Annotated in this window: 24 protein-coding genes; 14 read left to right on the top strand and 10 right to left on the bottom strand. The window is 68.5% G+C overall.

Translation table 11 applies throughout. The features are described from left to right. Window position 1: 1 nt before the first annotated feature. Window positions 2-385 (top strand): hypothetical protein, encoded by a 384-nt coding sequence (locus IAI54_RS13445; RefSeq protein ID WP_187972819.1) that lies wholly within the window; start codon window positions 2-4, stop codon window positions 383-385. A 144-nt stretch (window positions 386-529) separates the two neighbouring features. Next, the gene (locus IAI54_RS13440; protein WP_187972818.1) at window positions 530-1,723 is read left to right on the top strand and encodes a M24 family metallopeptidase; all 1,194 of its coding nucleotides are present in this window, start codon (window positions 530-532) and stop codon (window positions 1,721-1,723) included. A gap of 84 nt (window positions 1,724-1,807) precedes the next feature. On the opposite strand, the gene IAI54_RS13435 is transcribed toward IAI54_RS13440, so the two are convergent. Genes IAI54_RS13435 through IAI54_RS13425 form a run of 3 tightly spaced genes read right to left on the bottom strand, consistent with a single transcriptional unit; the run spans window position 1,808 to window position 4,302 of the window. Continuing rightward, window positions 1,808-2,227 (bottom strand): cupin domain-containing protein, encoded by a 420-nt coding sequence (locus IAI54_RS13435; RefSeq protein ID WP_187972817.1) that lies wholly within the window; start codon window positions 2,225-2,227, stop codon window positions 1,808-1,810. Between the two features lie 25 nt (window positions 2,228-2,252). Further along, on the bottom strand, window positions 2,253-3,095 hold the full coding sequence (locus IAI54_RS13430) for a phosphoenolpyruvate hydrolase family protein (protein ID WP_187972816.1): 843 nt from the start codon (window positions 3,093-3,095) through the stop codon (window positions 2,253-2,255). 7 nt (window positions 3,096-3,102) lie between these two features. Then, window positions 3,103-4,302, bottom strand: a complete 1,200-nt coding sequence (locus IAI54_RS13425) for a Tm-1-like ATP-binding domain-containing protein (protein WP_187972815.1) — start codon at window positions 4,300-4,302, stop codon at window positions 3,103-3,105. A 98-nt stretch (window positions 4,303-4,400) separates the two neighbouring features. Between IAI54_RS13425 and IAI54_RS13420 the strand changes: the two genes are divergently transcribed. The 7 genes from IAI54_RS13420 (at window position 4,401) to IAI54_RS13390 (ending at window position 11,092) form a co-directional block, all read left to right on the top strand. Beyond that, window positions 4,401-5,051, top strand: a complete 651-nt coding sequence (locus IAI54_RS13420; protein ID WP_187972814.1) for a TetR/AcrR family transcriptional regulator — start codon at window positions 4,401-4,403, stop codon at window positions 5,049-5,051. Between the two features lie 357 nt (window positions 5,052-5,408). Continuing rightward, window positions 5,409-6,719 carry an ABC transporter substrate-binding protein gene (locus IAI54_RS13415; protein WP_187972813.1) on the top strand — a complete coding sequence of 437 codons (1,311 nt, stop codon included), beginning with the start codon at window positions 5,409-5,411 and terminating at the stop codon, window positions 6,717-6,719. A 105-nt stretch (window positions 6,720-6,824) separates the two neighbouring features. Then, window positions 6,825-7,715, top strand: coding sequence for a carbohydrate ABC transporter permease (locus IAI54_RS13410; protein ID WP_420838281.1), 891 nt, complete (start codon window positions 6,825-6,827; stop codon window positions 7,713-7,715). Between the two features lies 1 nt (window position 7,716). After that, window positions 7,717-8,676: a carbohydrate ABC transporter permease gene (locus IAI54_RS13405; RefSeq protein ID WP_187972811.1), complete on the top strand. Its 960-nt coding sequence runs from the start codon at window positions 7,717-7,719 to the stop codon at window positions 8,674-8,676. Further along, window positions 8,673-8,918, top strand: a complete 246-nt coding sequence (locus IAI54_RS13400; RefSeq protein ID WP_187972810.1) for a hypothetical protein — start codon at window positions 8,673-8,675, stop codon at window positions 8,916-8,918. Before IAI54_RS13405 ends, IAI54_RS13400 begins: the two co-directional genes overlap by 4 nt. Continuing rightward, window positions 8,915-10,021 (top strand): ABC transporter ATP-binding protein, encoded by a 1,107-nt coding sequence (locus tag IAI54_RS13395; RefSeq protein WP_187972809.1) that lies wholly within the window; start codon window positions 8,915-8,917, stop codon window positions 10,019-10,021. The genes IAI54_RS13400 and IAI54_RS13395 overlap by 4 nt, the downstream gene beginning before the upstream one ends. A 3-nt stretch (window positions 10,022-10,024) precedes the next feature. Next, window positions 10,025-11,092: an ABC transporter ATP-binding protein gene (locus tag IAI54_RS13390; RefSeq protein ID WP_187972808.1), complete on the top strand. Its 1,068-nt coding sequence runs from the start codon at window positions 10,025-10,027 to the stop codon at window positions 11,090-11,092. 211 nt (window positions 11,093-11,303) lie between these two features. Here IAI54_RS13390 and IAI54_RS13385 read toward each other — a convergent pair whose 3' ends face one another. Next, on the bottom strand, window positions 11,304-11,732 hold the full coding sequence (locus tag IAI54_RS13385; RefSeq protein ID WP_187972807.1) for a hypothetical protein: 429 nt from the start codon (window positions 11,730-11,732) through the stop codon (window positions 11,304-11,306). Between the two features lie 1,132 nt (window positions 11,733-12,864). On the opposite strand from IAI54_RS13385, the gene IAI54_RS13380 reads away from it, so the two are divergent. Continuing rightward, on the top strand, window positions 12,865-14,115 hold the full coding sequence (locus tag IAI54_RS13380) for an IS110 family RNA-guided transposase (RefSeq protein WP_187972806.1): 1,251 nt from the start codon (window positions 12,865-12,867) through the stop codon (window positions 14,113-14,115). 536 nt (window positions 14,116-14,651) lie between these two features. On the opposite strand, the gene IAI54_RS13375 is transcribed toward IAI54_RS13380, so the two are convergent. From IAI54_RS13375 to IAI54_RS13360, 4 genes are all read right to left on the bottom strand, one after another. Then, window positions 14,652-15,626, bottom strand: coding sequence for an NAD(P)-dependent oxidoreductase (locus IAI54_RS13375; protein WP_187972805.1), 975 nt, complete (start codon window positions 15,624-15,626; stop codon window positions 14,652-14,654). A 5-nt stretch (window positions 15,627-15,631) separates the two neighbouring features. Next, on the bottom strand, window positions 15,632-16,348 hold the full coding sequence (locus IAI54_RS13370) for a FadR/GntR family transcriptional regulator (protein WP_187972804.1): 717 nt from the start codon (window positions 16,346-16,348) through the stop codon (window positions 15,632-15,634). 3 nt (window positions 16,349-16,351) lie between these two features. Then, window positions 16,352-17,521, bottom strand: coding sequence for a mandelate racemase/muconate lactonizing enzyme family protein (locus IAI54_RS13365; protein ID WP_187972803.1), 1,170 nt, complete (start codon window positions 17,519-17,521; stop codon window positions 16,352-16,354). A gap of 133 nt (window positions 17,522-17,654) precedes the next feature. After that, entirely contained in the window at window positions 17,655-18,542 is an 888-nt protein-coding gene (locus IAI54_RS13360; RefSeq protein WP_187972802.1) for a sugar phosphate isomerase/epimerase family protein, read from the bottom strand. 335 nt (window positions 18,543-18,877) lie between these two features. On the opposite strand from IAI54_RS13360, the gene IAI54_RS13355 reads away from it, so the two are divergent. The 4 genes from IAI54_RS13355 (at window position 18,878) to IAI54_RS13340 (ending at window position 22,877) form a co-directional block, all read left to right on the top strand. Beyond that, complete coding sequence (locus tag IAI54_RS13355; protein ID WP_187972801.1) at window positions 18,878-19,939, top strand: sugar phosphate isomerase/epimerase family protein; 1,062 nt, start codon at window positions 18,878-18,880, stop codon at window positions 19,937-19,939. A gap of 215 nt (window positions 19,940-20,154) precedes the next feature. Further along, window positions 20,155-21,339, top strand: a complete 1,185-nt coding sequence (locus IAI54_RS13350) for a Gfo/Idh/MocA family protein (RefSeq protein ID WP_187972800.1) — start codon at window positions 20,155-20,157, stop codon at window positions 21,337-21,339. A gap of 28 nt (window positions 21,340-21,367) precedes the next feature. Continuing rightward, window positions 21,368-22,216 (top strand): sugar phosphate isomerase/epimerase family protein, encoded by an 849-nt coding sequence (locus IAI54_RS13345; RefSeq protein WP_187972799.1) that lies wholly within the window; start codon window positions 21,368-21,370, stop codon window positions 22,214-22,216. Window positions 22,217-22,289: 73 nt separating this feature from the next. Beyond that, the gene (locus tag IAI54_RS13340) at window positions 22,290-22,877 is read left to right on the top strand and encodes a DJ-1/PfpI family protein (RefSeq protein WP_187972798.1); all 588 of its coding nucleotides are present in this window, start codon (window positions 22,290-22,292) and stop codon (window positions 22,875-22,877) included. 1,222 nt (window positions 22,878-24,099) lie between these two features. On the opposite strand, the gene IAI54_RS13335 is transcribed toward IAI54_RS13340, so the two are convergent. Both IAI54_RS13335 and IAI54_RS13330 read right to left on the bottom strand, forming a co-directional pair. Beyond that, window positions 24,100-25,707, bottom strand: a complete 1,608-nt coding sequence (locus tag IAI54_RS13335; protein WP_187972797.1) for an acyl-CoA carboxylase subunit beta — start codon at window positions 25,705-25,707, stop codon at window positions 24,100-24,102. Window positions 25,708-25,712: 5 nt separating this feature from the next. Continuing rightward, window positions 25,713-26,216 (bottom strand): acyl-CoA carboxylase biotin carboxyl carrier protein subunit, encoded by a 504-nt coding sequence (locus IAI54_RS13330; protein WP_187972796.1) that lies wholly within the window; start codon window positions 26,214-26,216, stop codon window positions 25,713-25,715. Between the last annotated feature and the right edge of the window lies 1 nt (window position 26,217).

The following is a 26,217-nucleotide window of genomic DNA, read 5'->3' as shown; positions in this document are numbered from 1 at the left end:
CATGAGCGATCTGGAAAAACTCCTGCGCCCCCGTCCCACGCCGTCGACGCTCGGGACGCTGGCCTATCTGCTGCTCGGACCGCTCGCCTGGGCGATGCAGCTCACCCTCCTTTATGCCGGCCATACGCTCTTCTGCAGCCAGGGCGGCTCGGCGGCGCTGGGCGACGGGCTGGTCATCGGCGTCTCGGCCGTCCTGGCCCTGCTGGTCGGCGGCTTCCTGCTGGTCCCGTCCGCCGTGGCACGCCGCCTCGGCCTGACGCGCGAGATGGACGCCCGCGCGGCCTATGACAGGATCGCCTGGATGGCGGGCCTGCTCGCGCTGGTGGCGATCCTGTGGACCGGCACGACGGCCGTCCTGGTCGAGGCCTGCGTCCAGGGGCGCTGATCGCGGGTGCTTCGGCGGCCTCTTTCCCTGCCACAGGCTGATCCGGCTTGACAGCGGCAGCCCGACTTTCCAAACATCCGGACTGGTCGGACCAGTTGCCGGGTGGAGAAGACGGCACCGACCCTGCCTCGGGAGGACATGACGATGACCATTGCCACGCAGCCGGCGGCTGCCGCTCCGGCCGTACCCTTCGACGCCGGCCGCCTCGACCGGCTGATGGAGGAGGCCGGCATCGACGTGATGCTGGCGACCTCCAAGCACAACACCGCCTACCTGCTCGGCGGCTACCGCTTCATCTTCTTCTCGGCGATGGATGCGATCGGCCACAGCCGCTATCTGCCGATCGTGGTCTACGAGAAGGGGCGGCCGGATCATGCGGCCTTCGTGGCCAACAGGATGGAGGCGGGCGAGCACCAGAACCATCCGTTCTGGACGCCGGCCTTCCATCCGGAGACCTGGGGCTCGGTCGACGCGGCGAAGCGCGCGGTCGAGCACCTGCGCAAGATCGGCAAGGCGGGCGCGCGCATCGGCATCGAGCCGGCCTTCCTTCCCTCCGACGCGCACAGGATCCTCGTCGACGGCCTTGAGGGCGCGACGCTGGTCGACGCCACCGCCGTGATGGAGCGCCTGCGGGCTTTGAAGACCCCGCACGAACTGGCCGAACTGAAGCAGGCGTCGGAACTGATCACGGACGCCATGATGGCGACGATCGCCGCGGCGGGGGAGGGGTCGACGAAGGCCGAAATCATCGAGCGGCTGCGGCGCGAGGAGACCAACCGCGGCCTGCAGTTCGAATACTGCCTGCTGACGCTCGGCGCCAGCCACAACCGCGCCGCCTCCGACCAGGCCTGGCAGAAGGGCGAGGTGCTGTCGATCGATTCCGGCGGCAACTGGCACGGCTATATCGGCGACCTTTGCCGCATGGGCGTGCTGGGCGAGCCGGATGCGGAGCTGGAGGATCTGCTTGGCGAGGTGGAGGCGGTGCAGCAGGCCGCCTTCTCGAAGGTCGCGGCCGGGACGCGCGGCGGCGACATGATCGCCCATGCGGAAAGCGTCCTGAAGGCCTCGAAGGTCGCGGCCTTCACCGATTTCTTCGCCCACGGCATGGGCCTCATCAGCCACGAGGTGCCGTTCCTGATGACCAATCACCCCGTCGCCTACGAAGGCGTCGACGCCGACCGGCCGCTGGAGGCCGGCATGGTGCTCTCGGTCGAGACGACGATGCTGCATCCGACGCGCGGCTTCATCAAGCTCGAGGACACGCTGGCGGTCACGGCCGGCGGCTACGCGATGTTCGGCGAGCGGGGCAGGGGCTGGAACAGGGGCGGCACGGCCTGAGGCGTCGCGGCCAGCTGGATCCGGCGCGGGCGGTCGGAAACCACCGCCCGCGCCGTTCGGCCGGTCACGCCCGGGAGGGAGCGTTCAGCTGCCGGCCTCGATGATGCGGAAGTCCGGCAGGTCGCGCAGGCCGCGTTCGGGACCGGCCGGCGAATAGACCACGAAGAGCTGCATCGGCCCGTCGCCGGTGTTGAGCGTCGAATGGAACCGGCTCTCCGGCACGTAGACCGTGCAGCCGGGGCCGACCTTGCGGGTCACGGGATTGCCGTCCTCGTCCTCCACCATCTGCTCGCCCTCGCCGGAGATGACGAAGATGATCTCCTCGGCGCCGGGATGGTTGTGGCGCGCATGGCCCTGGCCGGACGGCAGGTCGACGACCCCGCCCGAAAAGCGCTGCGCCCCGTTGACCTCCGGCGCGACCGTCAGCGCCAGCCGGCCCCAGTCGAAGCCGAAGGCGTCGACGTCCTTCGGATAGACGAAATAGCCGTCCGATCCCTGCTTCATGCTCGTCTCCTCCCTGTTCGTCCTCTCAGCCCAGCCGTTTCAGCGGCAGCGACTTGAAGCTTGCGGTCTGGTCGCGGATCGCCATCTCGGCCGGCAGGCGCTCCATCGAGCTCGCGCCGTAGAAGCCGTGGCAGATGCGGCAGTTTTCCAGGATGTGGCGCGCATCGTCGGGCATGGCGATCGGGCCGCCGTGGCAGATGACGATCACGTCGCCGCGCACCGCCATGGCCGCGCTGGCGATCGCGTCGATCTCGCCGACGCACTGGTCGAGCGACTTGGCCGAGGTGGCGCCGATCGAGCCGCCGGTGGTGACGCCCATGTGCGCCACGATGATGTCGGCGCCGGCCTTCGTCATGGCGACGGCCTCGTCGGGATTGAAGACGTAGGGCGTGGTCAGGAGATCCAGCGCGGCTGCTGCCGCGATCATGTCGACCTCGAGGCCGAAGCCCATGCCGGTCTCCTCGAAGCTCTGGCGCATCGTGCCGTCGAAGAGCCCGATGGTCGGAAAATTCTGCACGCCCGAGAACCCCATCTGCTTCAGCTCGGCAAGGAACTGCGGCATCAGCACGAAGGGATCGGTGCCATTGACGCCCGCGAGCACCGGGGTGTGCCGGACGACGGGCAGGACCTCGACGGCCATTTCCTTGACGATCTCGTTGGCGTTGCCATAGGCGAGCAGCCCGGCGGCGGAGCCGCGGCCGGCCATGCGGTAGCGGCCCGAATTGTAGATGACGATCAGGTCGATGCCGCCGGCCTCCTCGGCCTTGGCCGACAGGCCCGTCCCCGCCCCGCCGCCGATGATCGGCCGGCCTTCGGCGATCATTGTCCGAAACTTGTCCAGGATCGTCTTGCGCGGGATGGCGGGCATGGGTCCCTCAGGTCTTCGAGATGTCGAGAAAAATGTCTGCGGCTGCGGCCGCGAAGGCCGGATCGTTGATGTGGAGCGGCAGCCGCATCACCTGCCGGTCGCCCGTCCGGACCAGGGTCTGCTCGATGGCGTCGAACAGCGCGGCATCGGTCTCCGGGTCGAAGAAGGCGCCGCCCTCGACGTCGAGGGCGGATACGCCCTTCTCCGGGATCAGCAGCCGCACCGGCCCCTCGCAGCGGTTCAGACGCCCGGCCAGCCAGGCGCCGATGGCGCGCGCTTCGCCGGCATTCGTGCGCATCAGCGTCACGTTGGGATTGTGGCGATAGAGCGTGCGGCCCGCGTAGTGCGCGGGCACGGTGTCGAAGGCCCAGAAATTCACCATGTCGAGCGCGCCGACGGAGCCCACCCAGGGCAACCGCGTGCGGGCCACCGCGCCGAGACGGTCCTCGGTGGCCGGCAGCACGCCGCCGCAGACGAGGTCGCAGACCTCGGTCGTGGTGATGTCGAGGAAGCCCGTCAGCATGCCGCTGTCGGCGAGCTTCTCCATGGTGCGCCCGCCGGTGCCGGTGGCGTGGAAGACCATGCAGTCGTAGCGGTCGCGCAGCCGCTCGACGATGGCCGTCACGGCAGGCGTGGTCACGCCGAACATGGTGAGCCCGATGGCCGGCAGGGCGTCCTGCGCCGGAGCGGGCGGATGCAGCGCCATGCCCGCGATCGCCTCTGCGGCGTTGGCGAGGATCGTCCGGCTCAGCCGGTTGAGGCCGGCCATGTCGGTCACCGACGGCATCATGACGATGTCGGAAATGTCGACATAGGGGGCCACGTCGCCGGAGGCCAGCGTCGAGACCATCAGCTTGGGCACGCCGTAGGGGAGGGCGCGCATTCCGGCGGTGACGATGGACGTCCCGCCGCCGCCGCCGATGCCGACGACGCCGCCGATGTCGTCGCGGGAGGCGAGGAATGCCGCGAGCGCCGTTCCCATGGCCTCGACCGCGCGGCCCCTGTCGTCGAGACCGAGCACGGCGCACGTGCCGCCGGGATGGAAGGCCGCGACCTCGGCTGCCCCGACATCGAAGCCGTCGGCCGGTGCCCGCGTGCCGACGTCGACGCGGGCGATCGCCGCTCCGCGCGCGGCGACGAGGCTGGCCAGATAGTCGAGTTCCTCGCCCTTGGTGTCGGCCGTGCCGACGACGTAGACGCGCTTCATGATCCTCCCGCGCCTTCCGGGTGGGAAGGCGGTCCCTGTTCATGGTGCAGCCGACGGATGCCGGTTGCAAATTTTTGAGACGGTCGTATCATATTGACATGAGTGTCTCACGTCAATCGACCGAAGGTGAAGCCGATCCGGCACGCGGACCAAGGGCGCGCACGCGGCGGCTGATGCTGGAGACGGCGACGCGGCTGATGCAGTCCGGCGCGACGCCCTCCGTCAGCGAGGTGGCGGAAGCCGCGGAGGTCTCGCGGGCTACCGCCTATCGCTATTTCCCGAGCCAGGCGGCGCTGGTGCATGCGGTGGTCGACGAAGCGCTGGGTCCGATCCTGACGCGCACGAACGACCGTCCGAAGGCGGAGGATCGCGTCGACGATCTCCTCCGGACGTCGCTGCCGCGGATCGAGGCGTTCGAAGCCACGTTCAAGGCCGCGCTGAAGCTGTCGCTGGAGCAATGGGCGAAGCGTCAGGCCGGGTCGCTGGGCGACGAGCCGCCGTTCACCCGCGGTCATCGCATCGACCTGCTTCAGGATGCGCTTCTTCCCTTGCGGGACACGCTCGCCGAAGACGATTTCCAGCGTCTCGCGCAGGCGCTCTCTCTGATCTACGGTGTGGAGGCGTTCGTCGTCCTGAAGGACATCTGGGGTCTGGATGGCGAACGCGTGCAGGCGGTGACGCGGTGGGCGGCATCCGCGCTCGTGCATGCGGCGATCGAAGCCGGCGCGGGGTCCCGCAAGCCGGCCTGACCGGCCCCTATCTGGTTCGACCAGTTTGCTGCCTGATCTTTCGGCTGGCTCTCGATCATGATCGCGCCTCGTTCCTCCCCGATGCTCTATTCGGCGGAATTGATTGGAGAATGTTGCCTTTCGGAGCCAAATTGCTGCAGGGAGCGGCGCAACAGATCGAGAGAAGGGCCTTGACGCGCTTCGCCATTTGGTAATACCAGATTGTACCGGGTGAATGTGAGGGAGCATTTCCCCGAAGCGCGGGCCGAAGACGGGAGGAACCGTTCTCTTCGGCCGGGCAGCGCCAGCATGGGACTACCTGTGCCAGCCGTCGGCCGGCACTTCAGACGGTAGGTGCATAGATGGGAGGAAGTCATTATGCGCAATAGGATCACCGGCCTCGTGGCCGGTCTTGGACTGACGCTTGCCTGTTCGACCTCCGTGTTCGCTCAGGAACTGACGATCTTCTGGGCGGAATGGGATCCGGCGAACTACCTGCAGGAACTGGTCAACGAATACGAGGCCGAGACGGGGGTCAAGGTCACGGTCGAGACCACGCCGTGGTCCGACTTCCAGACCAAGACCTTCACCGAGCTCAACGCCCGCGGTTCGGCCTACGACATGGTCGTCGGCGACTCGCAGTGGATCGGCGCGGCTTCCGAGGCCGGGCACTACGTCGACCTCACCGAGTTCTTCAACAAGCACGACCTGAACAACGTGATGGCGCCGGCGACGGTGAAGTATTACGCCGAGTATCCCGCCAGTTCCGGAAAATACTGGTCGATCCCGGCGGAGGGCGACGCGGTCGGCTGGTCCTACCGCAAGGACTGGTTCGAGGACCCCAAGGAGATGGAGGCGTTCAAGGCCAAGTATGGCTACGATCTCGCGCCGCCGGCCACCTGGGCGCAGATGCGCGACATCGCCGAGTTCTTCCACCGTCCGGACCAGAACCGCTACGGCATCGCCATCTACACCGACAACTCCTATGACGGCCTCGTCATGGGCGTCGAGAACGCCATCTTCTCCTACGGCGGCGAGCTCGGCGACTACGCCACCTACAAGGTCGACGGGATCATCAATTCCGAGCAGAACGTGAAGGCGCTCGAGATGTACCGCGAGCTCTACGGCTTCACGCCGCCCGGCTGGGCCAAGACCTTCTTCGTCGAGAACAACCAGGCGATCACCGAGAACCTGGCGGCGATGAGCATGAACTACTTCGCCTTCTTCCCGGCGCTGACCAACGAGGCCTCGAACCCGAACGCCAAGGTCACCGGCTTCTTCGCCAATCCGGCAGGTCCGGACGGCCACCAGTTCGCCGCGCTCGGCGGGCAGGGCATCTCGGTCATCTCCTATTCGGAGAACCAGGAGGAATCGATGAAGTTCCTCGAATGGTTCATCAAGGACGAGACCCAGAAGCGCTGGGCCGAACTCGGCGGCTATACCGCCAGCGCCAAGGTGCTGGAGTCGGAGGAGTTCCAGAACGCGACGCCCTACAACAAGGCCTTCTACGAGACCATGTTCAAGGTGAAGGACTTCTGGGCGACGCCGGAATATGCCGAGCTGCTGATCCAGATGAACCAGCGCATCTACCCCTACGTGACGGCCGGACAGGGCACCGCGAAGGAAGCCCTCGACGCGCTCGCCGCCGACTGGAACGCCACCTTCAAGAAGTACAACCGCGTGAAGTGACGCCATCCCGGTGCGAGGGGGCGGCCACCGCCGCCCCCTCGATCCGTTTCGCGCGGCCCGTCGCCGCGAGGCTCTGGGAGGAGCAGGGTTTTGACGACATTGACGATGACGACACTCGACCCGCGCAGCCGTGCGGCGCGGCGGGGACTGAGCGACCTGTCGATCAGGAACCTCTTCATCATTCCGACGATCGTCTTCCTGATCGTCTTCAACATCTTCCCGCTGCTCTATTCGCTCGGATACTCGTTCACGGATTTCCGCGCCTCGTCGAACGCGCCGGCCAATTTCGTCGGTCTCGACAACTACCGCACGCTGCTCAACGACCCGTTCATCTGGTCGAATTTCGCCATCACCGCCAAATACGTGATCGTCTCGGTCGCGGGGCAGGTGATCGTCGGCTTCGGCGTGGCGCTGCTGCTCAACCGCGACATTCCCTTCAAGGGCCTGATCACGACGCTGCTGCTCCTGCCGATGATGCTGTCAATGGCCGTCGTCGGGCTGTTCTGGAAGCTGCTCTACGATCCGTCCTTCGGCATCATCAACTATGCGCTCGGGCTCGGCCGGTTCGAATGGCTGTCGGACCCGGACATGGCGCTCTACGCGGTGGCGCTCACCGACATCTGGATGTGGTCGCCCTTCGTGATGCTCCTGTCGCTCGCAGGGCTGTCGGCGGTGCCGAAGCACCTCTACGAGGCGGCGGCGATCGACCGGGCGGGTCCCCTCTACACCTTCTTCCGGATCACGCTGCCGCTGGTCGCGCCGATCCTGATGATCGCCATCATCTTCCGCACGATGGAGGCCTTCAAGACCTTCGACCTCGCCTACATCCTGACCAGCCAGCCGACGACCGAGGTGATCTCGATCCGGCTGTACAAGATGGCCTTCCAGGAATGGCAGACGGGGCTCAGCTGCGCGCTCGCCTACATCGTGCTGATCATGGTCATCGCGATCACCAACATCTACGTGAAATACCTGAACAAAGTGAAGGAACGCTGAGATGGCGGCCGTCCAGACCACCTCCGAGCGCGCCCTCAACAGGATCGCCATCGTCGGCGTGCTGATCGCCACGATCATCTTCCTCGCGCCGATCTACTGGATCGTCTCGACCTCCTTCAAGCCGCGCAACCTCGCCACGACCATCCCGCCGACGGTGCTGTTCGAGCCCGAGATCTCGCCCTTCGTGAAGCTGGTGCTGCGCCGCTCGCAGATGCGCGAGCAGCCGACGCCGGAGGAATATGCCGCCGCCCCGTGGTGGGAGCGGCTGGTCTTCGACGGCGGCGAGAAGGTGGTGCGCGACGGCCAGGGCAACGTCCAGCTGTCGGGCTATCCCAGCCGCTTCGTCAACTCGCTGATCGTGGCCATCGTCTCGACGGTGCTGGCCGTCGGCATGGGGACGATCACCGCCTACGGCTTCTCGCGCTTCAAGGTGAAGGGCGAGCAGGACTGGCTGTTCTTCATCCTGTCGACGCGCATGCTGCCACCGGTGGTGGTGGCGATCCCGATGTTCCTGATGTACCGCGCGGTCGGCCTCAACGACACGCATCTCGGCCTCATCATCCTCTACACCGCCTTCAACCTCTCCTTTTCGGTCTGGCTGATGAAGGGCTTCATCGACGAGATCCCGAAGGAGTACGAGGAGGCGGCGCTCGTCGACGGCTACACGCGCATGGAGGCCTTCTTCAAGGTGGTGCTGCCGGAGGCGGCGACCGGCATCGCGGCGACCGCCGTGTTCTGCTTCATCACGGCGTGGAACGAATACGCCTTCGCGCTGATCATGACGCGCCGCACGGCGCAGACCGCGCCGCCCTTCATCCCGAGCCAGGTCGGGTCGGGCCTGCCCGACTGGACCGTGATCGCCTCCGGCACCTTCCTGTTCCTGCTGCCGGTGGCCATCTTCACCTTCCTCCTGCGCAACCATCTCCTGCGCGGCATGAGCTTCGGGGCGATCCGCAAATGAGCTTCCGCGCCTTCAACCAGCGCTGGCTGCACCCGGCGTTCCAGACGCTGATGATCCTCGGCATCGTGGCGCTGTGCCAGCCGTGGAACTTCTTCCTGCACCGGTACGGCGTGACGCTGATCCTGATCGGGCTGGTCGGCTTCATGATCACCGGCAAGATCGGCCCGGCGAAGGCGAAGAACCCGGACGGCGCCTTCGACGTCTCCGACCATCACGACGGCAAGGCCGGAGAAAAGGCATGACGCATATCGAGCTTCGCGGCGTGCAGAAATGGTTCGGCGCCGTCCAGGTCATCAAGGACCTCAACCTGACGATCGAGGACGGCGAGTTCATCGTCATGCTCGGCCAGTCGGGCTGCGGCAAGACGACGACGCTGCGCGCCATCGCCGGGCTGGAGACGATCGACGAGGGCGATATCCTGATCGACGGCAAGCCGGTGCAGCACCTGAAGTGCTCGGACCGCGACATCGCCATGGTGTTCCAGTCCTTCTCGCTCTATCCGCACATGACCGTCTACGAGAACATCGCCTTTCCGCTGCGCGCGACGGGCATGGGCAAGGCGGGCATCGACGAGGCGGTGCGGGCGATCGCCAGGGTCCTGAAGATCACCGAGCTTCTCGACCGCAGGCCCTCGGCGCTCTCGGGCGGCGACATGCAGCGCGTGGCGATCGGACGCGCGCTGGTGCGCCATCCCAAGGCGATGCTGATGGACGAGCCGATCGGCGCGCTCGACGCCAAGCTGCGCGAGGAGATGCGGGCCGAGATCAAGCGGCTGCACGTCAAGCAGGGCTCGACGACGATCTACGTCACCCACGACCAGGTCGAGGCGATGAGCCTCGCCGACCGGATCGTGATCATGCACGAGGGCGTGCTGCAGCAGGTCGGTGCGCCCGAGGAGGTCTACCGGCATCCGCAGAACCTCTTCGTGGCGCAGTTCGTCGGCAGCCCGGTGATGAACGTCGCGCCGGCGATCGTGCGCAGCGAGGGCGCCGACGTCTCGGTGGCGATCGACGCGGCTGTCCCCGGCTTCGCCTTTCCGCCGGAACTGCTGGGAAGGCTCGACGGACATTCCGGCAGCGGCGCGCTGAAGCTCGGCATCCGCCCCGAAGCCGTGCTGGTGAGCCGCGAGGCGCAGCCGGGCTACGTGCCCGTGGTCGCCCACATCATCGAGCCGCTCGGCTCGCACGACATCGTCGACCTGAAGGTGGGCGGCGAAATCCTGCGCGCCCGCACGCCCTCCGGCTTCGTGCCGAAGGCCGGCGAGCCCGTCCATGCGCGCGTCGACCCCGCCCAGGCGCATTTCTTCGACACGTCCAGCGGCAAGAGCCTCGGAGTGAGACTGTAAGCCATGGCCCATATCGAGCTCAGAAACGTCACCAAGACCTTCGGCGACAGCACGGCGCTGAAGGGTCTCGACCTGACGGTCGAGGACGGACAGTTCTTCGTGCTGCTCGGCGAAACCGGCGCCGGCAAGACGACGACGCTGCGCGTCGTGGCGGGGCTGGAGAAGCCGACCGCCGGCACGGTGCTGATCGACGGCGTCGACGTCGGCGACTGGGGCGCGGCGGAGCGCGACGTGGCGCTGGTGCTGCAGCAATACTCGCTCTACCCGCGCTACACGGTCCGCGAGAACCTCGAGTTTCCGCTGAAGTCGAAGATCCGCCGCGTCGACCCCGCCGAGATCAAGGCCCGCGTCGAGCGGGTCGCCAGGACGCTGCGCATCGAGCACCTGATGGACCGCAAGACCGACCGGCTGTCGGGCGGCGAGATGCAGCGCGTCTCGATCGGGCGCGCCATCGTGCGCAAGCCGCGCGTCTTCCTGATGGACGAGCCGCTGTCGGCGCTGGATGCCAAGCTGCGCGAGGCGCTCCGGATCGAACTCAAGAACCTGCAGATGAATCTCGGCGCCACCTTCCTGTTCGTCACGCACGACCAGGTCGAGGCGATGTCGATGGGCGACCGGATCGGCGTGCTCGACCGCGGCCGGCTGGTGCAGGTCGGCACGCCGGCCGAGATCTATGCCCGGCCGAGGAACACCTTCGTCGCGCGGGCCGTCGGCTCGCCGCCGATGAACCTCCTCGACGGCGCGGTGCGCGATGGCCGGGCGGTCGCGGAAGCGGGCTTCGCCCTGCCGATCGCGGCCGCGCCTTCGCAGGACGGGCGCCCGGTGACCTTCGGCGTGCGGCCCGAGGACATCCGCCTCGATCCCGACGCGTCGGCGCGGGGACGGGTTCACGACGTCGAGAACCACGGGGTGGAGAAGATCGTCACGCTCGCGGCGGGCGAGACTCTCGTGCGGCTGACGACACCGGCTTCGCAGCGGCTCTCGATCGACGACACGGTGGGCTTCTCCTGGAATCCCGACCGGATCATCCTGTTCGACCGGGGGACGGGCCTGAACCTGGCGGCGGCGTAGCGGCGACTGCTGCGAGCGGTCAATCCGGGGACGGAAATACGGGGACAGTTTACGCAATTCGACACCGTTCTCCGCCTTTCCGGGTCGGTCCCGGGGTCGAATTGCGTAGACTGTCCCCGCATTTCCGGCAGCACGGGCGGGCCGGGAGGCGGCTCTGCCGCCCGGCCTTGCTGGGTCTCGGGATGGGGATTTGGGCGCCGCAGGCGCGGCGTCAGGAGGTGTCGTGGACCTGCGGCAGCGGCAGGCCGGGCAGGACGGGGCAGGCGACGGCGAGGCAGGCGGGGCGTCCGGGGATCGCGTCGCGGCCGGGCGCCCAGGCGGTGCCGCCCATGCTGGCCAGCACCGCGGAGAGCATCGCCGCGCACCAGCGGTAGCGCCAGGCGACCAGCGCGGCATCGAAGGGGCTGTCGTCGTCCGGCCCGGCGGCGGCCGCCAGTTCGTCCTCGATCGCTTCGACGTCGATCCGCAGCGCGTCGGCGACGCTGATCCGCGCGGCCTGCTCGCCGCGGCGCAGGAAGAACAGCACCAGCCAGCGCACGGCAAAGCAACGGCCGGCGGCGGCGTCGGCATGCGCGGCGAGCGACAGCAGGAGCGTGATCGTCTCCCGCAGCTTCCGCCCGTTCAGTCCCGCCCCGCCCATATCCGCCCTCCTTCAGCTGCGGCCAGTCTGCGGTGGACCGGCAGGGGTGTGGACAGAATTTTCGCAAGGCATTGATTTCGCTGGAAGGGTCCATCCTCCACCCCACGCAGTGGGGGCGGAGGTGGCGTCGCGCAGCGACGACGGAGGGGGGGCGCAGGATGTGGCGGCGACGGGGGCGGCGGCGGCGCGTGCCTCGTCGTGGACCGGATCGCGGGGACGGATGGCGAGGCATGGATCCCGGATACGACGTCCTGCGCTGCGCTTGGACGCCGTTCCGGGATGACGAAGGTGGGGGGCAACGATGGCTCCGATCCTCGGGCCGTCGATGCGCGGGAGCGTGATGGACGGCCTGGCCACGTCCGTCGTGCCGACCGTCCGTCGTCGCGACCAGGCCCGGCGGGGTCCCCCCCTCCGCCTCGCTTCGCTCGGCACCTCCCCCCACTTCGTGGGGTTGGAGGATGGGCGGCGGCGCTTGGGGCGGGCTGTCCTCCACCCCACGCAGTGGGGGCGGAGGTGGCGTCGCGCAGCGACGACGGAGGGGGGGCGCAGGATGTGGCGCTCGCAGCGGCGACCGGGCGGCACGGGCCTCGTCGTGGGCCGGATCGCGGGGACGGATGGCGAGGCATGGATCCCGGATACGTCGTCCTTCGCTGCGCTCGGACGTCGTTCCGGGATGACGAAGGTGGGGGGGGCGGGTCGGATCCTCTGGCCGTCGATGCGCGGGAGCGTGATGGACGGCCTGGCCACGTCCGTCGTGCCGACCGTCCGTCGTCCCGGACTGGTCCGGCGGGGTCCCCCCCTCCGCCTCGCTTCGCTCGGCACCTCTGTACCCTTTCTCCTGCGGTTTCTGGATGCACGCCGTGGGTCGCGCGACGTGAAGCGGAGCGGAACGGAGCGTGACCCACGGGCGACGGCCCGAATCGGCGTAGCTTTCCCGAACCGAGCCGATCCGTCGGGAGCGACCAATCACCTCCTGTGGCCCGACCACCTGGGGGGGACGCGTGCCCCGACGGATTGGCCGTGATCGACGCCCCGTGGGGAGTCCGCGCCGGACCTTCGGATCATCGTCCGAGCGCCAGTACAGGGATCGGCGAAGGTCGCGGTGGCTCGCATGCTCGAAGGGAGAAAGGACATGACCGATCAGAAACAGTGGTATGCCGGCGTCGACTGGGCGTCGCAGAGCCATCATGTGTTCCTCACGGACGGTGATGGCCGGAGAATCGGCGAAAGGGTCTTCAGGCACGGCGGCGAAGGCCTCGCCGAGATGGCGGCCTGGCTGACGTCGACCAGCGGTGCGCCCGAGGCGGGCCGGATCCGGGTCGCGATCGAGGTGCCGCATGGCCCCGTGGTCGAAACGCTGGTCGAGCGCGGCTTCGCGGTGCACGCCATCAATCCCAAGCAGATGGATCGCTTCCGCGACCGCTTCACCCTCGCCGGCGCCAAGGACGACAGCCGCGACGCGGAAGTGATGGCCTCGGCCCTGCGAACCGATGCCCGGTGCTTCCGGCCGCTCGCGGCCGCCGATCCCGTCGTCGTCGAACTGCGCGAGTGGTCGCGCATGGCCGAGGGTCTCGGTGCCGAGCGCAGCCGGCTGACGAACCGCATGCGCGAGCAGCTCTGGCGCTACTTTCCGGCGCTGCTCGAGCTCGAAGACGATCTCGGCGCCGCGTGGCTGCTCGATCTGTGGGAGACCGCGCCGACGCCGGCCAAGGCCGCGCGCATCCGCGAGGCGACGATCGCCAGGCTTCTCAAGCGCCATCGCATCCGCCGCTTCGATGCCGCCCATGTGCTCGCCGCGCTGCGCAAGCCGCCCCTCGCGGTCGCCGCCGGGACGACCGAGGCCGCCAGCGCCCACATCGACATGCTCGTTGCGCGCATCCGCCTGGTGAACCGGCAGCTCAGGCAGGCCCACCATCAGCTCGATGCCCTGACCGCCCGCCTCATCCCCGCCGAGGAGACCGAGCCGGGGCAGGTGAAGCAGCATGACGTGGAGATCCTCGCATCCTTGCCGGGAGTGGGAAGGATCGTCCTCGCCACGCTGCTTGCAGAAGCCTTCGATGCCCTGCAGCGACGCGACTACGCCGCCTTGCGCAGTCTGACAGGCGTGGCGCCGGTCACCAAGCGGTCGGGCAAGAGTTGCATCGTCATCCGACGACAGGCCTGCCACGACCGGCTCGCCAATGCCGTGTACCACTGGGCGCGCGTCGCCATCCAGCACGACCTCAACAGCCGTTCGAAGTACACCGCCCTTCGAAGCCGAGGTCACAGCCACGGACGCGCCCTGCGCTCCGTCGCAAACCGCCTCCTCAACGTCGCCTGCGCCATGCTGAAGGCCGGAACCACCTTCGACCCATCCCGGGCCACCCAGAAAACCCCTTGCTGAACGGTGGGGAGTCCCCCCCACTTCGTGGGGTTGGAGGATGGGCGTCGGCGCTTGGGGCGGGCTTCCTCCACCCCACGCAGTGGGGGCGGAGGTGGCGTCGCGCAGCGACGACGGAGGGGGGGCGGCGCAGGATGTGGCGCCCGCGGCGACGACCGGGCGGCGCATGCCTCGTCGTGGGCCGGATCGCGGGGACGGACGGCGAGGCATGGATCCCGGATACGTCGTCCTGCGCTGCGCTTGGACGCCGTTCCGGGATGACGAAGGCGGGGGGCAGCGGAGGCGGCGGCGGAAGGATGGCGGCGGGGGCCGACCGGATCGACGGAGACGACCCGTGGCACGTGCCTCGTCGTGGGCCGGATCGCGGGGATGGGCGGCGAGGCATGGATCCCGGATACGTCGTCCTGCGCTGCGCTTGGACGCCGTTCCGGGATGACGAAGGTGGCGGCTTGATACGGCGCCCCTTGCTCCCCCTCCGCGTCGCTGCGCTCGGCACCTCCCTCCCGCTTCGCGGGGCGGGAGGATGGGTGCTGCGGCGATCAGGCGGGGAAGCGGCGGCGGTAGGCGGGGAGGGCTTCGGGGTTGCAGAGGTTTTCCGGCAGTTCCCCGCGCAGGACGCGGGCGGCCTCTTCCGCGGCGGCCATGCCCATGCGGCGCATGCTGCCTTCGGTGATGCCCGACATGTGCGGCGTGACGACGACGTTGTCGAAGCCGAGATAGGGGTGGCCGTCCGGCAGCGGCTGGCGGTCGAAGACGTCGAGGGCGGCGCCGCCGATCCGGCCTTCGCGCAGGGCGGCCAGCATGGCGTCGTCGTCGACGACGGGGCCGCGCGAGATGTTGATGACCAGCGCGTCGGGCTTCATCCGGCCGAGGACGCGGGCGCCGACCAGACCGCGGGTCTCCTCCGTCAGCGGGCAGCAGAGCACCATGACGTCGCAGCGCGCGGCGAGGTCGTCGAGGCCGACGAACTCGGCATCCGCCGGAATGTCGCGCCGGGAGCGGCTGTGGATCAGCACGTCGAGCCCGTAGCCGTGGCGGGCGATGGCATGGACCTGGCGGCCGATATTGCCGAAGCCGACGATGCCGAGCGTCAGGCCGTCGAGGTCGCGGGTGAGATCGGCATGGCGGCGCGCCGCGTTCCAGCCATCGGCGCGCAGGTCGCGGTCGATGACGCGGAACCGGCGCAGCAGCGTCATGGCGGCGAAGAAGACGTATTCGGCGACGGTGCGCGCATTGGCGCCCGGCGTGTTGGCGACGATGACGCCGGCTTTGGTCGCCGCGTCCATCGGGATCATGTCGAGCCCGGCCCCGTGGCGGATGGCGGCGCGCAGGCGCGGCGCCCGTTCGAACAGGGCGGGCGGCAGGGGCGCGCGCACGACGATCAGGTCGGCGTCGCGGCCCTCGGCCAGCAGCGTGTCGGGATCGTAAGCCGAGGCGAAGCGCAGGCTGCCCAGCGTGCGGAGCTTCTCGGCGACCTGCGGGTGCAGGACGTTGGTGGACAGGATGTCGGGCACGTCGGTCAGGCCTTCTCGAGCGTCTGGAGGGGGCGGTCGCCGTCCGGTCCGTCGATGAGGCCCTTCCAGTAGCTCTCGGCACCCTGCAGATGGGCGCTCATGAGGGCCTGGGCGAGGTTGCCGTCGCGGCGCTGCAGCGCCTCGAAGATGCGGATGTGCTCGGCATGCGAGCGGCGGCCGCGGTCCGGATCGTTGAAATAGATCGGCAGGCGCTGCTCGCCCATGATGTAGTAGACGCTGCAGACCTTGTGGAAGACGCTGTTCTTGGTGGCCCGCACGATCTCGAGGTGGAAGTCGCGGTCCTCGCGCGCCAGGCCTTCGCCGGCGGCGAGCTTCTGTTCGGAAAGCTGCAGGATCTCGCGCAGGCGCTCGAAATTCTCCTCCGTGGCGCGGACGCAGGCGAGCTCGGCCGCCTTGATCTCGTGGATCTTGCGCAGCTCGACGGTCTCGTAGATCTGGATCGGGTCGAGCGGCACGCCGGCGCGGGCGAACAGCGCCATGGCGTCGACGCTGGCCTGGTTGGTGGTGAGGTAGATGCCGGACTTGGCGCGGCGCTCGACGATGCGCATGGCTTCGAGGATCGCCAGCGCCTCGCGGACCTGGCCGCGGCTCACCGAAAAATGGTCGGCCAGTTCGCGCTCGGACGGAAGCCGGCCGTTCTGCGCCTTCGACTGCTGGTACAGGAAGGCCGCGAGATCCGGCAGAAGGTTGTTTTCCTTCATGACTTAAGCCCCGTGCGCGTGCGCCTCCAGGAACGATTCGGCGATCGTGAAACCGAGGCCCGGACGATCCGGTATGGCGATCAATCCGTCGCTCACCGACACGTCGTCCTCGACGAGGTCGTGGATCATGGGATTGGCACCGAGCGAGTATTCGATCACGAAGCTTGCAGGCGAAGCCGCGCATACATGCAAGCCCGCGAAGAAGCAAGGCGCGCCGGCCCACAGGTGCGGCGAGAGGCGCAGGTTGAAGGCGCTGGCGAGCGCGCCGATGCGCATCGCCTCGGTGATGCCGCCGCAGAAGGCGGGGTCGGGCTGGAACACGTCGACGGCCTTGAGCACGGCGAGATCGCGGAAGGCGAAGCGGGTGGCCTCGGACTCGCCCGCGGCGATCGGCACCGGGCCGGCGGCGCGCACCTCCGCCATGCCGGCCTTGTCGTCGGCGATCACCGGCTCCTCGAACCAGGTCAGGTCGCAGTCGGCGACCATGTGGGCGAAGCGCTTGGCGTCGGCGACGGTGTAGGTGCCGTGGGCGTCGACCATCAGCTGGACCTCCGGCCCGAGCGCGGCGCGCGCGGCCCTGACGCGGGCGGCCGAGACGTGCGGGGCGCCGTCCATGGCGCCGACGCGCATCTTGACGGAGCGGAAGCCGCCGGCGTCGATGTAGGACTGCAGCTGCTCGCCGATGCGGTCGGCCGGGGCCCAGCCGCCGGAGGCGTAGGCCGGCAGGCGGTCGGCCTTGCGGCCGCCGAGCAGGCGCCAAACGGGCTGGCCGAGCGACTTGCCGAGGATGTCCCAGAGCGCGATGTCGACGGCGCTGATGGCGGCGACCGAGATGCCGCGGCGCGACAGTTCGGGCATGGCATGGCCGGCGGCGGCGGCCTTCTCGTGGCGCACGCCGTTGTAGAGCATCTCCCAGATCTGGGCGATGTCGGCGGGGTCGCGGCCGATCAGCCGCGGCGCGACCTCGTGGTTGAGCATGTGGACCAGCGCGGCGTAGGTGCCGGCGCTGCCGGCGGCGTTCTTGCCCTCGCCCCAGCCGACGAGACCGTCGTCGGTCTCGATGCGCAGGATCGCCGCGTCGAAGGTTGTGAGCTGGCCGAAATCGCTCTTGTGCTGGCGGCTCGCCTCGATCGGGATGCGGACCCACCAGGCCCGGGCTGACGTGATGCGCATCTCAGAACGTGCCCCCAGGGATCGTCCGCCACAACTTTTCCGGGCAAGCCTTCGCAAGCTCCGGCGGCACGAGGCCGGCCGGATCGGTCGCTGTCGATGTCATGGCGTCGGTCCTGCCTGGCCGGTTCGGATGCTACTTGATGAGCGGCAGAATGGTCTCCGCCGTGATCCGCATCTGGTCGGTGTAGAACTTTTCCGTCAGCAGGCTCGACCCGTGGTCCTGGATGAACTTCAGCTGCTCGGGCGAGATGTCGACCGGATTGCGCTCGACCATGTCGGGATAGCGGTTGGCCGGGGTGCGGTCGACCGGGGCGACGAACTCGTTGGTGAGCGCGCCGTCGTAGCCGATGTCCTTGAGGATGCCGACGATCTTCTTCCAGTCGATGGTGCCGAGACCGGCCGCGAAACGGTTGTTGTCGGCGATGTGGAAGTCGAACAGCCGCTTGCCGGCCTTGCGGATGGCTTCCTCGACGTCGAACTCCTCCATGTGGATGTGGTAGGCGTCGAGGCAGACGCCGCATTCGGGGCTGACGGCGTCGGCCAGCGCCAGCGCCTGCTCGCCGCGGTTGAAGAGATAGGTCTCGAAGCGGTTGAGCGGCTCGACCGCGACGCGCACGCCGACCTTCTTGGCATGGGCGAAGCATTCGCGGGTGGCGTCGACCACCCATCTCCATTCGTCCGCCTCGGTGCCGTCCGGCACGACCTTGCCGACGGTGGCGGGGACGAGGGTGATGATCTCGCCATCGAGTTCGCTGACCATCGTCAGCACGTCCTTGACGTATTGCACGGAACGCTCGCGCTGGCCCTGGTCGGCCGCGGCGAGGTTGCGCTCGCCCAGCATCAGGGTGACCGCGCCCCAGCAGCGGATGCCGTGTTCCTTGAGGAGACGGCGCGTCTCCTTCGTCTCGTACTGCGCCGGCTCCCCCGAAATCTCGATCGACTCGTAGCCGAATTGCTTGATGCGCCGGAGCGTGGTCTCCAGCGGTTCCGCACGCATCCAGTTGTGCGTCGATAGATGCATGGTCAGCGTCCTCCCGATTGCTGCGACGTCGTCCGGCTCGCGGCCGGCTCGTTCCAGCCGATCGCCCGCTCCTCCTCGAACTGGTGCGACCAAAACTGTTCGGATGAAGCTCTAAACCATTCCCCGGGGCGGTGCAAGCATCTGTCTTCGTGCCGGGACCATAGGCCAATCTCTTGATTTATCAGGCATTGCGAAAGGGACTCGGCCGTTTCGTCGCTCCGGTCTGGTCGGACCAGCTTGACCGCGCCGCTGCATTTGGTATTACCAGAACGAGAAGAGCGGATGCCGTTCCCGGAGGAGGGGCGGCGTGTCGCCAAACCAACGGGAGGAGCACCATGGCGGCGCGGATCAAGGGGCCTGCGATCTTTCTGGCGCAGTTTGCGGGCGATGCGGCGCCGTTCGATTCGCTGCCCTCGATCGCCCGGTGGGCGGCGGGGCTGGGCTACGAGGGGGTGCAGATCCCGACCTGGGACGGGCGGCTGTTCGACCTGAAGACGGCAGCCGGGTCGCAGGCCTATTGCGACGAGATGAAGGGCATCTGCGCCGATGCGGGCGTGGCCATCACCGAACTGTCGACGCATCTGCAGGGCCAGCTGGTGGCGGTGCATCCGGCCTATGACGCGCAGTTCGACGGCTTCGCGCCGGCATCCGTGCACGGCAATCCGAAGGCGCGGCAGGCCTGGGCCGTGGAGCAGATGCTGCTCGCGGCCAGGGCCTCGAAGAATCTCGGGCTCGACGTCTCGGTGTCGTTCACCGGCGCGCTCGCCTTCCCCTATCTCTACCCCTGGCCGCAGCGGCCGGCAGGGCTGATCGAGGAGGCCTTCGCCGAGCTCGGCCGGCGCTGGCGGCCCATCCTCGACGCCTACGAGGATGCGGGCTGTTCGATCGGCTACGAGATCCATCCCGGCGAGGACGTGTTCGACGGCACCACCTTCGAGATGTTCCTCGACGCGGTGGGCGGGCACCGGCGCTGCACGATCAACTACGATCCCTCGCACTTCCTGCTGCAGCAGCTCGACTATCTCGCCTTCATCGACATCTATCACGAGCGCATCTCGGCCTTCCACGTCAAGGATGCCGAGTTCAACCCGACCGGCCGGCAGGGCGTCTATTCGGGCTATGCGGGCTGGACCAACCGCGCCGGCCGCTTCCGCTCGCTGGGCGACGGGCAGGTCGACTTCTCCGGCATCTTCTCGAAGCTGACGCAATATGGCTACGACAGCTGGGCGGTGCTGGAATGGGAATGCTGCCTGAAGCACCCCGAACAGGGGGCCGCCGAAGGCGCGCCCTTCATCAAGAGCCACCTGATCGACGTGACGGAAAAGGCCTTCGACGACTTTGCCGGCGGGTCGACGGATCGGGGGGCGTTGCGGAGGATGATGGGGATTGGGGAGTAGGCAGTCGGCAGTCGGCAGTCGGCAGTCGGCAGTCGGAAAAAAGGTGACCGGGACCGGGTCCCGATACAAGCGTTTTCGTCCGGGTGATCCCGTTTTCCTGCGCCATCCGCGCCACGTCTCTCCATCTTCCTTCCGACTGCCGACTGCCGACTGCCGACTGCCGACTGCCCACTGCCCACTGCCCACTGCCAACTTCCAACCCCCGGAGCCCCCCCATGGTCAGCGCATCGAACCTCTCCACCCAGTCCGGCCCCATCCGCCTCGGCATGGTCGGCGGCGGCCAGGGGGCGTTCATCGGGGGGGTGCACCGGATCGCGGCGCGGCTCGACGGGGAGTTCGTGCTGGTGGCCGGCGCGCTGTCGTCGGATGCGGAGCGCGCGAAGGCGTCGGCGGCGGAACTGGGGCTCGATCCCGAGCGCAGCTATGGCTCCTTTGCCGAGATGGCGGCGGCGGAGGCCGGCCGCGCCGACGGCATCGAGGCGGTGGCGATCGTGACGCCCAACCACATGCACTTCCCGGCGGCGAAGGCCTTCCTCGAGGCGGGCATCCACGTCATCTGCGACAAGCCGCTGACCTCCACCCTCGCCGACGCGCGGGCGCTCGCCGCGGCGGTGGAGAAGAGCGGCAAGCTGTTCGTGCTCACCCACAACTACACCGGCTATCCGATGGTGCGGCAGGCCCGCGCGATGGTGGCGGCGGGCGAACTCGGCGACATCCGCGTGGTGCAGGCCGAATATCCGCAGGACTGGCTGACGACGCGGCTGGAGGCGAGCGGGCAGAAGCAGGCGGCCTGGCGCACCGATCCGGCGAAGTCCGGGGCCGGCGGCGCGACGGGCGACATCGGGACGCACGCCTACAACCTCGCCCGCTTCGTCACCGGGCTGGAACTCGACGCGCTGTCGGCCGATCTCACGGCCTTCGTCGAGGGCCGGCCGCTCGACGACAACGCCCATGTGATGCTGCGCTTCAAGGCGAAGGGCGATGCCCCGGCGGCGAAGGGCATGCTGTGGGCGAGCCAGGTGGCGCCCGGCAACGAGAACGCGCTGAAGCTCCGCGTCTACGGCACCAAGGGCGGGCTCGCATGGGAGCAGGAACAGCCGAACCACCTCTGGTTCACGCCGTTCGGCGAACCGAAGCGGCTGGTGACACGGTCCGGCGCCGGCGCCGGACCGGCGGCCGCCCGCGTCAGCCGCGTGCCGTCGGGCCATCCCGAAGGCTATCTCGAAGGCTTCGCCACGATCTACGCCGAAGCGGCCCGCGCCATCCGCGCCGCCCGCTCGGGTGCGGCCCCCGATCCGAACGTCACCTATCCCACCGTCGCCGACGGCGTCGAGGGCGTCGCCTTCGTGGAGGCCTGCGTGGCATCGTCGAGGAACGACGCGGCGTGGACGAGGCTGTGAGGGCGCGCGCGCAGGCGGAGGGATGGCGATGAAGATCGGCATGTGCATGTTCCTCTGGACGACCAAGGTGACGTCGGAGCACGAGGCGATCCTGCGTGACATCAGGGCGACGGGGTTCGACGGCGTCGAGATCCCGGTCTTCGAGGGCGCGCCCGACGACTACCGCCGGCTCGGCGACCTGCTCGACGCGATCGGGCTCGAGCGCACCGCCGTCTCGGCGATGGGCGATCCGGCGATGAACCTGATCGGCGCGGATGCGGCTGCGCGCGCGGCCGGTGTCGCGCATGTCCGATGGGCGATCGACTGCGCGGCGGCGCTGGGCGCACAGACGCTCAGCGGTCCGCTGCATTCGACGCTCGGGCATTTTTCGGGGGAGGGGCCGACGCGGGAGGAGTTCGAGCGATCGGTCGCCGCGCAGCGGGCGATCGGCGAGCATGCCGCGCTGCGCGGCGTGACGATCGGGCTCGAGGCGCTGAACCGCTTCGAATGCTACCTCGTCAACACCATGGATGCGCTGTCGGCGCATGTCGAGGCGATCGGCCATCCCAACATCCGGGCCATGTACGACACGTTTCACGCCAACATCGAGGAGGCCGACCCGATCGGCGCCTTCACGCGCAATCTGGCCAACATCGTCCACGTCCACATTTCGGAGAACGACCGCGGCGTGCCGGGGCGCGGCAACATCCCCTGGGCCGAGACCTTCGCTGCGATCAGGGCCAGCGGCTATGACGGCTGGCTGACCATCGAGGCCTTCGGCCGGGCGCTGAAGGACCTCGCGGCGGCGACCAAGGTGTGGCGCGACTTCGCCGAGAGCCCGCAGGCGGTCTACCGCGAGGGCTACGCCCACATCCGCCGCCATCTCGACGCGGCGTAGGGCACGGCGACACGATCCGGGACGGAGCGATCCCGCCCGGCCGCGACAGGCGCATCAACGGAGGAGAATCCCGATGCCAGGCAAGAAGATACTGATGCTGACGGGCGAGTTCACGGAGGAATACGAGATCTTCGTGTTCCAGCAGGGCATGGAGGCTGTCGGGCACACCGTCCACGTGATCTGCCCCGACAAGAAGGCCGGCGACAAGATCCAGACCTCGCTGCACGATTTCGAGGGCCACCAGACCTATATCGAGCGCTTCGGCCATCTCACCGACATCAACAAGACCTTCTCGGAGGTGCGGCCGGAGGACTACGACGCGGTCTACTGCGCCGGCGGCCGCGGCCCGGAATACATCCGCACCGACAAGCGCATCCAGGCGATGGTGCGGCATTTCCACGAGGCGAACAAGCCGATCTTCACCATCTGCCACGGTGTGCAGATCCTCATCGCCGTCGACGGCGTGGTGCGCGGCAAGAAGGTCGCGGCACTGGGCGCCTGCGAGCCGGAGGTGACGCTGGCGGGTGGCACCTACATCGACGTGAAGCCGACCGAGGCCTATGTCGACGGCACGATGGTCTCGGCCAAGGGCTGGACGGGGCTTGCCGCCTTCATGCGCGAATGCCTGAAGGTGCTGGGAACGGAAATCCGGCACGCCTGAGCGGGCGGGCCAGGGGACCGGCGCCGTTCTCACCCTGGCGGCGGCCGCTTGCCTTCCTCATCCCGGGCGGAGGCGCAGAGCCTGGATCCGGGACTCGGCGGTCGTCGAGAGGCGGGACGGCGCGGGCGGGGCAGCGGTCCTTCTCCATCGTCCTGTCCGACGGCAGACGGCGAGGCATGGATCCCGGATACGGCGTCCTGCGCTTCGCTCGGACGTCGTTCCGGGATGACGAAGCGGAGGGGGCGGGCGCCGGAGGGTGTTGCGTCCCCTGTTTCGGCATTGCGGCAGCCCCGCTTCACCCTTGCGGCGCGCCCTTCACCTTCGTCATCCCGGGCGAAGCCGGAGCGGAGCGGAGGCGCAGACCCGGGATCCGGGCCTCGACGGTCGTCGAATGGCGCGAGGGCGGAGACAGGACGGCGGCGCATACCTCGTCGCGCACCGGATTGCGGGCAAGGATGGCGAGGCATGGATCCCGGATACGGCGTCCTTCGCTTCGCTCGGACGTCGTTCCGGGATGACGAAGCGGAGGGGGGGCGCCGGAGGGTGTTGCGGCCGCCGTCCTGGTGTCATTCCGGAAGGCGAGCCGCGCGGAGCGCGGGGCGTCTGTCCGGAATCCATTCCGTGACGTCGGGCTTGTCGAGGCCCCTGCCGTAGAGGTCACGGAATGGATTCCGGATCCGGATGCCTCCGCTTCGCTCGGCATCCGGTCCGGAATGACGCGGCGCGGGCGGGGCTGCGGTCCTTCTCCATCGTCCTGTCCGACGGCAGACGGCGAGGCATGGATCCCGGATACGGCGTCCTGCGCTTCGCTCGGACGTCGTTCCGGGATGACGAAGCGGAGGGGGCGGGCTGGCCGGAGGGTGTTGCGGCCCCTGTTTCGGCATTGCGGCAGCCCCGCTTCACCCTTGCGGCGCGCCCTTCACCTTCGTCATCCCGGGCGAAGCCGGAGCGGAGCGGAGGCGCAGAGCCGGGATCCGGGCCTCGGCGGTCGTCGAGAGGCGCGAGGACGGAGACAGGACGGCGGCGCATACCTCGTCGCGCACCGGATTGCGGGCAAGGATGGCGAGGCATGGATCCCGGATACGTCGTCCTTCGCTTCGCTTGGACGTCGTTCCGGGATGACGAAGCGGAGGGGGCGGGCGCCGGAGGGCGTTGCGTTCCCTGTTTCGACATTGCGCAGCCCCGCTTCACCCTTGCGGCGCTTCCGACGGCAGCGCGCTCCTCAGAACCGGAAGACGCCGTAGCCCGGGTCGCCCAGCGGGGCGTTGAGGGAGGCGGACAGCGCGATGGCGAGCGCGTTGCGGGTGTCGACGGGATCGATGATGCCGTCGTCCCAGAGTTCGGAGGTCGCGTAGTAGGCCGAGAGCTGCTCCTGATAGGCGGAGCGCGTGTCTTCCCACAGCTGCCGCACCACGGCCTCGTCGACGGTGCCGCCGTTGCGCTTCATCTGGTTGACCTTGACCTCGGCCAGCGTGTTGGCGGCCTGGTCGCCGCCCATGACGCCGATCTGGTGGTTGGGCCAGGTGAACAGGAAGCGGCCGTCGAAGGCGCGGCCGCACATGCCGTAATTGCCGGCGCCGAAGGAGCCGTTGCACATGACGGTGAACTTGGGCACGCGCGAGCAGGACTGGGCCATGATCATCTTGGCGCCGTCCTTGGTGATGCCGCGCCGCTCGTATTCCTTGCCGATCATGTAGCCGGTGATGTTCTGCAGGAAGACCAGCGGCGTCTCGTTCTGGTTGCAGAGCTCGATGAAGTGGGCGCCCTTGAGGGAACTGTCGTTGAACAGGACGCCGTTGTTGGCGAGGATGCCGACCTTGTAGCCCCAGACGTTGGCGAAGCCGCAGACCAGCGTGGTGCCGTAGTTCGGCTGGTACTCGTGGAAGCGGCTGCCGTCGACGATGCGGGCGATGATCTCGCGCATGTCGAACTGCTTCTTGATGTCGTCGGGGACGATTCCGTAGATCTCCTGCGGGTCGTAGGCGGGATCCTCGGGCGCCTCGCGCTGGCAGGCCCATTTCTTCGGGCGGTCCCACTGGGCGACGATCTCGCGGCCGATATGGATCGCCTCCTCCTCGCTGGCGGCGGGATAGTCGCAGGTGCCGGAGACGGAGGTGTGCATGTCGGCGCCGCCGAGTTCCTCCACCGTGACCTCCTCGCCGGTCGCGGCCTTGACCAGGGGCGGGCCGCCGAGGAACACGGCGCCGGTGCCGCGCACGATGACCGAGTAGTCGGAGAGGCCCGGGATATAGGCGCCGCCGGCGGTGCAGTGGCCGAAGACCAGCGCCAGCTGCTTGACGCCCATCTTCGAGAGGATCGACTGGTTGCGGAAGATCCGGCCGGCCATGTACCTGTCGGGGAAGACCTCGGACTGGAGCTGCAGGAAGCCGCCGGCCGAATCGCACAGGTGGATGACCGGCAGCCGGTTCTCCATGGCGATGTCGAGCGCGCGGACGATCTTCTTCGTGGTGAGCGGATACCAGGCGCCGCCCTTGACGGTGGGATCGTCGGCGCGGACGATCACCTCGCGGCCCGACACGATGCCGATGCCGACGATGGAACTCGCCGAGGGCGAGTCGCCGCCATAGGCCATGCCGGCGGCGAGCGAGGAGAGTTCGAGGAAGGGCGTGCCCGGATCGAGCAGCTTCTCGATGCGCTCGCGCGGGCGCATCTTGCCCTGGCCGGCGAGCCGGTCGAGGTCGCGCGCGGGACGCTGGTGGCGCGCGGCTTCCTGTCGGGCGCGGAAATCCCCGACCATCCGGCGGTTGTGCGCCTCGAAGCGGCGGAAATCCGCCGAGGAGGTGCTGATCATGGACTGGATCCTGCGCATGCGTGTCAGCCTTCGTCGACCTGTGGCTCGAGCGTCGCGATGACCTCGTCCTTCTCGAACGTCTGGCCCTCGGCGCGGTGTACGGCGGCGAGGACGCCGTCGCGGGGGGAGGCGAGGCCGGTCTGGAGCTTCATGCTCTCGATGGTGACGAGCACCTCGCCGCGCGCGACCCGGTCGCCGGGGCGCCGATGCACGCAGACCACGGCGCCGGGCATCGGCGCCTTCACCACGTCGGCGCCGGCGCCCGCGCCGCCCTCCTTCGAGAATGGATCGACGATGCCGACCTCGAAGGTGCGGCCGGCGAGCCGGAGCACCTGGCGGTCGCCGAGCGCGGCGCGGGCGAAGCGGACCGGCTCGCCGGCGATCGTCATCGACGCCTCGCCGCGGCCGGCGGAGGGGAGTTCGGCCAGCTCGTACTCGGCATCGTCGATGCGCAGCACCAGATGGGGCCGGCGGCGGACGATGGAGACCTCGTGGACCTGGCCGTCGAGCGTGAGCTTGAGGCTCATC

Origin of the sequence: Aquibium microcysteis (assembly GCF_014495845.1) — a bacterium.
Lineage (GTDB): Bacteria > Pseudomonadota > Alphaproteobacteria > Rhizobiales > Rhizobiaceae > Aquibium > Aquibium microcysteis.
The sequence above is the reverse complement of the archived record's forward strand: the minus strand, read 5'-3'. Positions and strand labels throughout refer to the sequence as shown.